This is a genomic window from Streptomyces sp. AM25 (assembly GCF_058146165.1).
This window is the reverse complement of record NZ_JBKIWN010000024.1, coordinates 73,605-84,073: the sequence shown is the minus strand read 5'-3', so window position 1 is coordinate 84,073 and position 10,469 is coordinate 73,605. Positions and strand designations below refer to the sequence as shown.

Annotated in this window: 12 protein-coding genes; 2 read left to right on the top strand and 10 right to left on the bottom strand. The window is 66.2% G+C overall.

Features of this window, described 5'->3' with window-relative positions; translation table 11 throughout:
- The first annotated feature begins 57 nt into the window (after positions 1-57).
- Positions 58-1,464 (top strand): YfjI family protein, encoded by a 1,407-nt coding sequence (locus ACLHRZ_RS28555; RefSeq protein ID WP_490421429.1) that lies wholly within the window; start codon positions 58-60, stop codon positions 1,462-1,464.
- Between the two features lie 158 nt (positions 1,465-1,622).
- Positions 1,623-1,976, top strand: a complete 354-nt coding sequence (locus tag ACLHRZ_RS28550) for a hypothetical protein (RefSeq protein WP_490421428.1) — start codon at positions 1,623-1,625, stop codon at positions 1,974-1,976.
- A 196-nt stretch (positions 1,977-2,172) separates the two neighbouring features.
- Here the strand turns inward: ACLHRZ_RS28550 and ACLHRZ_RS28545 are convergent, their stop codons facing one another.
- The 10 genes from ACLHRZ_RS28545 to ACLHRZ_RS28500 form a co-directional block, all read right to left on the bottom strand.
- On the bottom strand, positions 2,173-3,258 hold the full coding sequence (locus ACLHRZ_RS28545) for a hypothetical protein (protein WP_490421427.1): 1,086 nt from the start codon (positions 3,256-3,258) through the stop codon (positions 2,173-2,175).
- Positions 3,259-3,407: 149 nt separating this feature from the next.
- Positions 3,408-3,683 carry a hypothetical protein gene (locus ACLHRZ_RS28540; RefSeq protein ID WP_490421426.1) on the bottom strand — a complete coding sequence of 92 codons (276 nt, stop codon included), beginning with the start codon at positions 3,681-3,683 and terminating at the stop codon, positions 3,408-3,410.
- The gene (locus ACLHRZ_RS28535) at positions 3,683-4,525 is read right to left on the bottom strand and encodes a peptidoglycan-binding protein (RefSeq protein ID WP_490421425.1); all 843 of its coding nucleotides are present in this window, start codon (positions 4,523-4,525) and stop codon (positions 3,683-3,685) included. The genes ACLHRZ_RS28540 and ACLHRZ_RS28535 overlap by 1 nt, the downstream gene beginning before the upstream one ends.
- A gap of 70 nt (positions 4,526-4,595) precedes the next feature.
- The gene (locus ACLHRZ_RS28530; protein WP_490421454.1) at positions 4,596-4,817 is read right to left on the bottom strand and encodes a hypothetical protein; all 222 of its coding nucleotides are present in this window, start codon (positions 4,815-4,817) and stop codon (positions 4,596-4,598) included.
- A 75-nt stretch (positions 4,818-4,892) separates the two neighbouring features.
- Complete coding sequence (locus tag ACLHRZ_RS28525) at positions 4,893-5,447, bottom strand: cadherin repeat domain-containing protein (protein WP_490421424.1); 555 nt, start codon at positions 5,445-5,447, stop codon at positions 4,893-4,895.
- A gap of 3 nt (positions 5,448-5,450) precedes the next feature.
- Positions 5,451-6,587, bottom strand: a complete 1,137-nt coding sequence (locus tag ACLHRZ_RS28520) for a hypothetical protein (RefSeq protein WP_490421423.1) — start codon at positions 6,585-6,587, stop codon at positions 5,451-5,453.
- Position 6,588: 1 nt separating this feature from the next.
- On the bottom strand, positions 6,589-7,419 hold the full coding sequence (locus ACLHRZ_RS28515; protein ID WP_490421422.1) for a hypothetical protein: 831 nt from the start codon (positions 7,417-7,419) through the stop codon (positions 6,589-6,591).
- The gene (locus ACLHRZ_RS28510) at positions 7,412-8,173 is read right to left on the bottom strand and encodes a hypothetical protein (protein ID WP_490421421.1); all 762 of its coding nucleotides are present in this window, start codon (positions 8,171-8,173) and stop codon (positions 7,412-7,414) included. The genes ACLHRZ_RS28515 and ACLHRZ_RS28510 overlap by 8 nt, the downstream gene beginning before the upstream one ends.
- Positions 8,174-8,185: 12 nt before the next feature.
- The gene (locus ACLHRZ_RS28505; protein ID WP_490421420.1) at positions 8,186-9,253 is read right to left on the bottom strand and encodes a hypothetical protein; all 1,068 of its coding nucleotides are present in this window, start codon (positions 9,251-9,253) and stop codon (positions 8,186-8,188) included.
- A gap of 2 nt (positions 9,254-9,255) precedes the next feature.
- The gene (locus ACLHRZ_RS28500; protein ID WP_490421419.1) at positions 9,256-10,467 is read right to left on the bottom strand and encodes a siphovirus ReqiPepy6 Gp37-like family protein; all 1,212 of its coding nucleotides are present in this window, start codon (positions 10,465-10,467) and stop codon (positions 9,256-9,258) included.
- Positions 10,468-10,469 lie beyond the last annotated feature (2 nt).

The window sequence follows — 10,469 nt, the reverse complement described above, 5'->3', positions numbered from 1 at the left end:
AGGCAAGCGCGCCCGTCCCGCGCCAACCCTACAAGCTCCGACAGATTGAAGAACCCTGTGACTACCCCGGTTTTCTACGGGCCGATCGGCCGCGCGGTCCGCGCCGTCGCCCCGTTCGCCGAAACTGATCCGCTCGGCATCTACGTGTCCGCCCTGTCGATGTGGTCGGCTGCGATCAGCGGCACGGTCACGGTGGCATCCCGCGGCAATGACAGGCCCGTCCTGCTGTGGTCCGCCATCGTGGGCAAGTCCTCCCGCGGCAAAGGCACCGCGCGATGGGCCGCTGACCATGTCGTCGGCGAGGCGCTGAACCGGTTCCTGGCGACGCACACCACCTCCTCGCTCAGTTCGGGGGCGAGCCTGGTCAACCACCTGTGGCAGCAGCAGGGCGCCACCGAGGACACCGAAGCGGGCCGCGACGTGCGGGCCCTGGTGCTGGAGGAGGAATGGTCGGAGGTACTCAAGCGGGCGAAGCGTGACCCGTCGTACACCACCAAACTCCGCCTCGCCTGGGACGGCGCCACCCTGCGCAACACCACCAAGGAAGAAGCGCAGGAAGTCCGCAACCCGGCGCTTGTGCTGCACGCCCACATCACGCCGTCCGACTGGGCCACCTACGTCGCACTGTCCGACGCGGCAGGCGGCTCGTACAACCGCGTCCTGCCCTTCCTGCTCGGCGCGGTGCCCATGCTGGACGACGACGAGGCACCCCTGCCCGCGCTCGACGACGACGCCCTCACCGATGCGTACGCGTGGGCAACTGCACGCCCCCGTCACATCGCCCTCGCGCCCGAGGCCCGCCCGCTGTGGCGGCTCGTGCGCCGGTACGCCCGCATCCTCAGCGAAACCCTGCCCGAGGACGAGGCCGTGTTCATCGAGCGGACAGCAGAACACACCCTGCGCACCGCTGCCTGCCTGGCCGCCTCCGAATGCTCCGAGACCATCACCGAGGACATGCTGAACGCCGCCTTCACCCTCGTCCGCCGCTCCGTGCAGGACGCCGTCCGTATCGTCCGCAAGGCCGCAGCACGGAAGGCCAAGCGCCAGCCGCGCAGCGACCTGGACAAGGTCCGTGACATCCTCGCGCAGCACAGTGGCATGGCCACCGGAACCCAGCTCCTGCCGTACGTGAAGCTGCGGGCCGATGCCGTCAGGGCCCTGCCCGGCATGAAGACCATCGTGGTTCAGGAAGGGGCCACCGGCCGCGCCACGACCTACTACACGTTCAGCGACGAGATCGCCGAACAGCTCCGGCAGCGGTCAAAGAAGACCCCGGCCCCGCAGCCGGCCACCCCCGTGCAGAAAAAACGTCCCGCCCCGGTAAGTGAGTTGGCGGTGAACCGCCCGAAGCCCGAGCCCCGTCCCGCACCGGCCCGTCCTGCCCCGGCGCCCCGCCCCGCGGCCCGGCCGGTGAGGAAGCCCAAGCCCGCCGCCCCGAAGAACGTCTTCCTCACCGTGCTGTAACCCGCATCGCAGAAGAGCCCTCCCACCCGCACAAGCAATCGCTACCATGACACCCGTCTCACTGTGAGAGACCCTGGCGCCGGGCCCGATACCGCCTCGCAAGCAGGGCAACAGGCCCGGTGCTGGATGACAGGGTGAGATACGGAAAAGGAGCTTTGGTGACCACCACGACGACCTATGGCACTTGGTGCAGCCGTGTCGATACCTATCGCAGCAGCCCCGATTCAGATGTTCTCGACCTCATCAGCGGCGGAACCCCTGAGTGGCAGACCCTCCTCGAAGAGTCCGGCGCCCTCGACCTGATCAAGCGCGAATACCGCGATGCGATCAACGAGGCGCTGCCGCCCGGCGTCAGCCTGTGCGGTGACGAGTTCATCGGCCCGGCCCACCCGGACGACGGCGAATTCGACGGATACCCGGTCGATGACAGAGGCGATCTCGATTTCAAGGCCATGATCGAGGGGATCGACCTGGGCGCCATCGTCGAGCGTCACGACCCTGACAACGCCTGATTGTTCTGGAACGAGAGAAAAGCCCCGCACATCCAAATGGATGGGCGGGGCTTCAGGCTATCGACAGTTCATTTCGGAGTTAGTTAGTTGGCGAGTCGGATAGGCAGCTACCGAGTTTCCGCCCAGATTCAGACAGGCCCGGGTGCGCCGGTTGTAGTAGCGGCGCACCCGACGCCACGAACTCCTGTCTGAAGCGTCAGGGCTGGGGCTTCGGCGGCACCGAAGGACGAATGTCGCCGTTGTCCTTCACGTCGCTGGTGCATTCGGCCCAGTCGTGGTTCCGCAGCTCCGCCTTGGCGGGTTCCGACCGGTAACCCTCTGGGCTAACGAAAAACACGTGATAATTGTCGAGAGACTCCGAAAAGCCGCCCGAACCGTCGTGCTTGTGCGCGTCGGCGTCCTTGCCGCCGTCCTCGAACCTGACGTATTTGGTGCCATCGCCGTTCGTGCGGGCATCATCATCGAATGTCTTCCACACAGACCACCCCAGCATGGTCTTAAAGCTCGGAGGGATCATCGTGTTGGGGGTCCACTGCGTGGGTAGTACAGGGTAATTCAGCAGCACATCCTGGTTCTGCGAGGCAACTACGATGCGGGTGCCCTCAGGGAGTGCATATCCGTCAGGGAGCTGGGGGGCGTCCACGTCGATCGACTTGAACCAGGTGGTACTGGGAGTGCCGAGCGTCCCCCAATGGCAGTTGGCCGAAATGTGGGGCTTAGGGAGCACCTGGATCGGGACGGGGGACGGGTAATCCTTGCCCTGGATAGCCTTCTCGCCCTTAAGGTTCTCGAGGGTGACGTTAGTCTTACTCTTTTCGCCGAGGTGGAGGTGATTGTCCGACCAGTTAAGCCACTCGTGGGCCGAGTTGGTCGAATCGTCGTAAAGCTCCACCTGGCCGTCTGTGCCAAAGCCCAGATTAAAGCCAGGATTGTCGTTCCTGTCGAGAGGGATAGAATCGGCACCCAGTGCGTAGAAGTAGATACGGTGCTCTCCTGTGAAGGCACTCAGAAAACTCTTCCCGTTCTGGGACCAGATGTGCCATACGGCCTGACTGGCAGTACAGTCACTGCTGGCTTTCATGCTCCTTGTTTCGGTATTTCCATTCACCGTCACTGAAGGTGTGATGCAGCCGCCGCCCTGGATTTTCAGTACGTAACCCCCGTAAAGTTTCGCATTGTCGGCCTGCGCGACCGACGGCGTGAAGGTGACGGCCCCTGCTGCGAGGATTGCCGTTGACAGTGCGCCTGTGACGTACCGGGACGCATTGAGAGAGAGTTTCATCGAACGATCACCTTTCTTTCGCCCGAATGCGAAAGCTCACGGGTGGGTATGTACAGTCACGAGCCTCACATTCCCCAGCACCCACCTCAACCACCGAAATGCTGTATTCGCGCCCCGACGAAAGTAGGGGGTGCAGCTGCTCTTCGGCGTCAGGGAGTCTTACGCGCAGCTGCTCGGGCCAGCAGCTCGAACGCCTCCGCGGTCTTCGAGTTCTCCACACGCTGTGTGAACTCGCCCGCGCCCAGGAGTGCGGCCACCAGGCCAAGAATGGCTTCCTGTGGGAGGCCGTGCACGTAGAGGGCAACGAGGGGCACGGCTGCGGCGGCGATGCTGTACAGGCGTGCCGGGTGCTCGCGTGCCAGTTCCAGAATCGGGTAGGCCGCGGCCGGCCCGCGGTGCCGACCCCTTTTCGGTATGGATGCCATTACGCCGCCGCCCAGCCGAAGTCGCGCTTCAGGCGGGCGAGCTGGAGCTTGCCCGGAAGGCCGTCAGCGTCCGAACCCCGGTCACCGATCTTGATCTGATATCGGCGCACCGACTCCTTGTCGGCCGACGTCCACACCGGACCCGGGCCCTCTTCGTACGCGGAGCAGCCTGCGGCGGCGAGCATCCGGCCAAGGGCCGTGATGTGCCAGCCCTTTGCACCCGGGCCGTACGCCAGGCCGTCAATCATCACCTGCCCGGAGGACGGGGTGCTCGGCCGGGAACCGCTACCGGAGGGAAGGTCGTCCTCCGACGCCTCGTGAGCGAAAAAGGTCACTCCATCTCGGCCCTTCCATGCCGGGTCGGCTACGACGATGCCCTCGGGGTAGTCCGGGTAGCCGTATCCGTAGACGTAGGACGACTTGCGGGAACGGGCCTTGCGGTAGACGCCATCGCCCTCAGCGGAGCCGGAGTCGTTGGTGTTTCCCTCGACCGTGTAAATGGTGTCGTCCGTGTACGAGGTGACGATCCCGACGTGGCTACCGCCACCGGATCCGAAGTAGACGACGGCACCGACAGCCGGGTACTCGGAGAATCGGTCGCGGTCCTCGAACCAGGAAACCCCCTCAAAGCACGAGGCAGTTACCGGGGCGAGGTCGCCGGCTCCGGCCTGGCGGAAAATCCACGAGACGAAGGTGGAGCACCACGGTTCTCCGTCGCTCCAGGTGAGCTCGGGCACCTCACCCGAGTACTTCTGCTCGTTGTTCCAGTGGCCGCCTTCGTAGCCTTCCTGGTAGCCGACCTCACCGCGAGCGGTGTCGAGAACTGTCTGAGCAACAGCCATGCAATCTCCTTGCGTTGGGCATGAAAAAGGCCCGCGAATGCGGGCCATTGATCGGGGTTCGTTAGTTGGATTACTCCGTTGCAGGCCGGAGGAGCCTGGACGGGTCGAGCGCGGTCAGGAGCGCGATCAGGCGCGCATTCTCCTGCTCGATGCGCTTCAGCCGCTCCTTGATCTCCGCCAGGTCTTCCTGAAGGCGGTCGGCCCGTGCTTTCTGGGCCTCCGCCTCCTCCCGCCAGACCTCCGCGGTCTTGGCATCCCTCGACGCCTTCACGACGACGATGCCGCCGACCACGGTGGCCAAGATTCCGACAATCCCGAAGAGATCCAGGATCGTTGATGTGTTGATGGCACCCCTCCTTGTTGGGGTCTATCTGCTGGCTGCGGGTGCGATCAGCACCGCCGACAGCCGGTTGAGTTGTGCGCTGGTACGCGAGCTGGCCGACACCTCCCACGCGCCTGCACCAGGTGCTGCACTCGCGCGCAGACTGATGCGGTCGCCCGCCTCGGCGAAGCCCACCCCGCGTAGTGAGCACGTCATGTAAGTGCCCGGCACAACAACGGGGTTGTTGGATCGGAACCATTCCCGGTCGTCCTGGTGCTGGTTGAAGGCCGCCAGGCGCACGGAGGGCTTCTTCGAGGTGTCCTTGGGGGACAGGGCGGTGAAGTCGGCGGTGAGGAAGTAGAAGCCGGACACTGGCACCGTGTAGGACTCGCCCCCGTTCGAGGACCAGGCCCCCGCCCACTCCGCCGTGTCCCACTGGAGGGTTTTGACCGTGCCGTCGTCCGGGATGCTGGCCACCCTGCTCACGCCGGCCACCGCCAGGCGTACCGGGTTCGCGAACTCGCGGTGGACGTCACGCACCCGGGTGTTCAGTTTGGCGGCGTCCGCGAGATCACGCGGTGCCCAGTCGGGAAACTCCACGCCTCACCCCTTCCTGCTTGTGGCGCCGGGGGCGAGCATCACCGCGGAGAAGGCGTTCCACCGTTCCTCGCGGACGTCGTTGCCGTAGTCGCGCCAGGTCACGTCAGTACCGGTGCCGACTAACACGGTCGACAGGCTGTCGCCCTGGTCGAGGTACACCAGCTCGGTTGCGCAGACGGAGGATGGGTAGTCGGCGCGGGTGTTCTGCCGCTGCCGCAACGAGAGCAGCTGTCCGTCCCTCAGCAGTTGCACTTGGTACGAGCCGAACGCACCGGTCGGGCCGTCCCGCTGCGTCGCCAGGCAGAACGAGACGAGATACACGCCTGCTGCCGGGGCGGTGACGGCGGTGCCGTCGCGGCTGAGGGTCCACCCGCCGCATTCCTCCATGCCCGAGCCCGACCAGCCGAGCCGGGCCGGCTGGTTCGACGGTGCTGAATACCCGAGCGTGTACCGCAAGGAGAGCCGCGCAGGGTTGTATAGGGCCCGGTACGGCTTGGTGATGCGCGCGAGCATGAGAGCCGGGGTGATCTGCTCGCCGTCACTCCATTCCCCGGCGGGAACGAACGGCGAGGGCGCCGTCGTGAACGCGGGCGCAGGTGCCACCATCCACGCGGACAGCGTCGTCTCCGATGCGCCCGTCTGGATCGCGTAGGAGGTGCTCGGAGACCCGGCCTCCAGGTACACGGAGACGCCGATCGACTCACCGGCCGACAGGTGGACGACAGTCGCAGCGGAGACCGCCTGCCCGTCGCTGGAGGCCTGGACGATCTCTCGTGCGGTCACCATGCTCGCGGTGCTGCCGCCCGGAGAGCGGCGGTAGAGGTTGATGATCACGCCGTCGCCGCCGGGATGGACGATGCCGGACCGCACGCTCACGCAGCCGGAGACGACGTAGACCCCTGTGTCCGGGGCCGTGAACCACTGCCGCTCGGTATCAGCGGAGAAGGCGTTCGTCCCTGCGGACGCCCACCGGATGAAGGTCGATGCGCCGCGGGGGATGCTCTGGCCGGCTGCGGCTCCGCGGCACGAAAGCCGGGGCCTGTCCGCCAGATACCGGGGCACGTCCCGCAGCTGGGCGTTGATCTTTCGGGCCGTGACGATCTCACGCTGCGCCCACGGTTGTATGACGGGTACTGCCACATCACTCCAGGTAGGTCGTGCGGCCCAGGACGGAGGCCGCGGTGTCGCCGAGAATCCACGTAGCCCTGCCGTCAGCCCGGCCGGGAACCGTGATGGCGGCCACGGCCGCGGTCTCGACGGTGGTGTCCAGGCGCAGGGCACCAGGCGAGGCCCCTGCTCCGGGGGTGTCGGCGGTCAGAAGACTGATCTGCTGCGCGCCGAACTTCCCCAGCCGCTGCGCGCGGGGGATCACCCCGTCCGGCCATGCCGCCCCGGTCAGGGAATCGGAGACGGCCAGCACCGCGTACAGCGTCGTGTAATCCTGCGAGGCCCCCAACGGCACGGTGTTCGTGCGGGGATGCTCGGTGATCCCGGCAATGGGCGTCAGCGAGACGTCCGAGGCGTCGCCGTCCCGGTAGATCAGGTTCATGGCCAGGCTGTTGGTACTGCCCGCCACGTCCCACGCGGTGGACAGGCCGCGCGAGGGCTCCCACGGCCACACCGCCACGTGTAAACGGATCCCTGAGCGCAGCGTGTAGAGCGTCGGCAGCACCCCGGACGGTGTCAGCAGACGCGGAAACCGGTCCGGGCCGCCCTGCTGCACGCACACCGACACGATCAAGTCGTTGGTCCGCACATCCGCGGGCAACGGCAGCTCGGCGACGTCACCGCCGAACGTCCCGGAAACGCTGCTGCTGTAGGCCGGGAACTCCCGAGCCGGCCGCGCCTCGGAGCGCCATTCCGCGCCGTCCCAGTACAGGGGCGCCACCGGCCGCCAGGCGCTGCCGTCGTGGACCTGGGGAGTGGTGTCCACCCACTGCTTGCCGTCGAAGACCATCAGGGCGTTAGGCATACTTCACCCACACGTCCCCGGCCTGCGGTGAGGCCGGAGGCAGCGGCCCGGAGAACAGCCGGGCGTTGCCCAGGTTGGTGGCCGTGACGCTGCCCCTGCTGACCACCGACCCATCACCCCGCACCTGGAAGACGGCGCCGTCGGGGGCCGGGCTGGCCGGCCCGGTGGAGACGGTGATCACCGGCTGCGAGGTGCCGAACCCCGGGGCGCCGATGCACAGCGGGGTGCGCTTGCCGGTCACGTCCAGGAGGAGGGTGCCGTCGTTGCGCAGCCGGGTGCGCTCGGTGCCGTCGGGCGTGCGCAGCCGCAGCACATTCCCGGAGGTGTCGTCGGCGGGGATGGTGGCGGTCAGCCACGTGTCGTAGGCCGGGACCGGGATCTGCCCACCGCGCACCGGCAGGTACCCCGTCAGCCGCTCGTCGGTGTAGGCCCTGGACTGGTGGGGGTCCGGGGCCGTCAGGTGCCTGCGCAGCCGGTCTCCGACGGTGACCGAGACCAAGGCGATACGACCCACGCCGAAATCCACCCACAGCCGCTCGGCATCGTTGGGCGGACCGTAGAACGGTGGGACGAACCCGCGGACGTCGGCCATGAGTTGGATGATGGGTGCGCCGTCGGCGTCGGTGAGGTCGGTGATCTGCCGGGCCCCGTCCGAGGGGCCGTCCCACACCGTGCCCACGGCCCCGGGGACGCGTCGGCCGTCGATGTCCTCGGCGACGTCCGCACTGGTGCCGCCGAACAGATTGCGTGCCATCAAGCCCCCCTTTTAGTAGACGTTGGCTTCGTAGGTGCCCGAGAAATAGATCGTCGACCGGCCCGGAATAGTCCGCAAAGCATCCATGCCCTCGGAGACCTTTTCACTGTTCTGGTAGTACATGGAGGCGTACGTCGAGCCGCTGCCAGGCCAGCACATCGCCTGCAGCTGCACGAAGTTGGCCATCCCACCCCGGTATTCCATGTTGCGCATGTGCCCGGTCAGTACCTGGCCGGTATCCCCGTGGGCCTGCTGCGGCAGAGCAAAGGCGATGGCTTCATCAGGGCGGTTGCGGATGTTCGTGGTTGACGTGTTCGCGATGCTGATCGAGTAGTACACGACGTTCGGGGCAGTCCACCGCCAACGTCCCTTGAATGTGACCCCGTTGGAGGGCACGTTGATGGCGTTGGCCAGTCCCGGTGTGTAGGTGCGCGAGGGGCCGAGATGCCGGGTGACCATGTAGCCGTCGCGGCCCTTGAACGCCTCGTAAGGGGTGTCCCCGCCGTTGTTGTCCAGGTCGTACAGGAAGCTGCCAACAGGCAGGAAATCCGCGGTGTTGCGGGTGTTCCACGGGGTTCCTACCGCGGGCGGCATGTCGAACGGGGCCCGCGAATCGAGTTGCGGGGCGCCGTCCTTAGCGGGGACGTCTACCTCGTAGAGGACCATTTCCCACTGCTGGCCGGCGATGCGCCGCGGCAACGGGGCAATCGGCGAGGCGGAAGGCTGGCCCTTGACGACGGCCAGGTTCACCGAGCCCTGCACCACATCGGCCCGCAGGACGATGGTGTCCTTGCGGGCCTTGTCCGTCGGATTCGCCTCAATGGTGACGGTGGTGGAGGCGGTGAGCTGGTAGTAGAAACCGCCGACCCATGCCCGTCCGGGCTGGACCTCGACTACCCGGCCGTTGATGACCCTCGCCGAGAACGGCAGGGCCCCAACTGCGTAGGATTCGCTGGTGAGCTGGAAGTCGACGCGGTCACCGCCCCACATGTTCGCCATGGCCTGCCACTGGGCCTGAGACACCATCTCCGTGCCACCGGTCTTGCTCGACTGGGAGAAGGGATAACTGATCTCTGCCACGTTCACATCCTCGCTTCCAGTCGGCGCAGCTTCTCGCGCATGTCCCACACCTGCTTGTACAAATTCAAGGGTGACCCGGTGCCCTGGTCTCCGATCTTCGGGGTGACCGTGGCCTTGCCGTCCTCGACGGTGATGTTCACCTCGCGCACGACGTCCGTGTACTCCTCGCCGTCCACGGCAACGGTCACCAGGTCGCCGACGAAGTAGTCGACGCCGAACCGGGTTTGCGGTGTGTCAATGGGGTAGATTTGAAAGTTCCCATTGCGGGAGCCCTCCTTCAGGGCGGCGTCGGCCGCGTCGACGACGGCCTTCTTGGCGGCCTCGAAATCGCTGTCCGATACCTCGGGCTTGGCCTTGGCCGGCTGCCCCGTCGCCGGGTCGGTCTTCAGCGGGAGATCGCGGCGGTCGATGAACTGCTCGATCTGGACATTCCACTCGGCCTCGGCCTCGGTGTCGACCTTCTGATAGATGTAGCGGTCGGAGCCTTCGCCCTGGCAGGCCACGATAGCCCGCGTCACCCGGGGTGCCGTCAGCGTCCAGTTGTATTCCTTCAGATTTCCCAACTCCTGGGAGAACCGCACCGACTTGCTTTTATCCCGCGGGGTGAAGACACGGAGCGCGATGCGCTTGTGGTCTGGGTCGTACACGAAGCGGTAGCCCACGTTTTTGGCCCGGCACCATTCTTCGAGCTTGGTGCCCAGGAGATCGAACCGGAGGCTGTCTGCCACCGTCTCGCCGACGGCCGGGTTTGTGCCGGTGTCGACGCCGGGCACTTGCCGGTCCGGCAGGGCCTTGGGGCCGATGGCGTGGTCCATCTCCCACCACAGGGCCTGTCCGGCCGGGCCGCTCGCACCGCGGTTGTCGCTCGCCTGGTACTGCTGGCCGACCGGCTTCGACGGATCCGGCAGAGCGAGCCGGCCGTAGGCGAGGCGATTGTCGCACTTACCGCTGACGAAAACCGAACCGTCCCCGGTGTGCTGCTCCACCGTCCAGTACCGCTGGAAATACTCGATCTGCCCGCTGAAGACCGGGGTGTCGACTCCGTCTTGCCACACGATGATTCCACCACCGCGCTGCAAGAGCGCCGCTTGGGGCGTACGGTCTTTGACCAGCAGCTGCCAAGTGCCCTGCTGACAGAACCGGATGACGAGATCCAGCTTGATCCACGTGTCAATTTCTCCAATGCGGTTCAGGTCTTTGTCGCGTACCTCCACGC

Coding starts and splice junctions, on each gene's coding strand:
- ACLHRZ_RS28545 (WP_490421427.1), bottom strand. CDS start 3,258: ATGAAACTCTCTCTCAATGCGTCCCGGTACGTCACAGGCGCACTGTCA.
- ACLHRZ_RS28540 (WP_490421426.1), bottom strand. CDS start 3,683: ATGGCATCCATACCGAAAAGGGGTCGGCACCGCGGGCCGGCCGCGGCC.
- ACLHRZ_RS28535 (WP_490421425.1), bottom strand. CDS start 4,525: ATGGCTGTTGCTCAGACAGTTCTCGACACCGCTCGCGGTGAGGTCGGC.
- ACLHRZ_RS28515 (WP_490421422.1), bottom strand. CDS start 7,419: ATGCCTAACGCCCTGATGGTCTTCGACGGCAAGCAGTGGGTGGACACC.
- ACLHRZ_RS28510 (WP_490421421.1), bottom strand. CDS start 8,173: ATGGCACGCAATCTGTTCGGCGGCACCAGTGCGGACGTCGCCGAGGAC.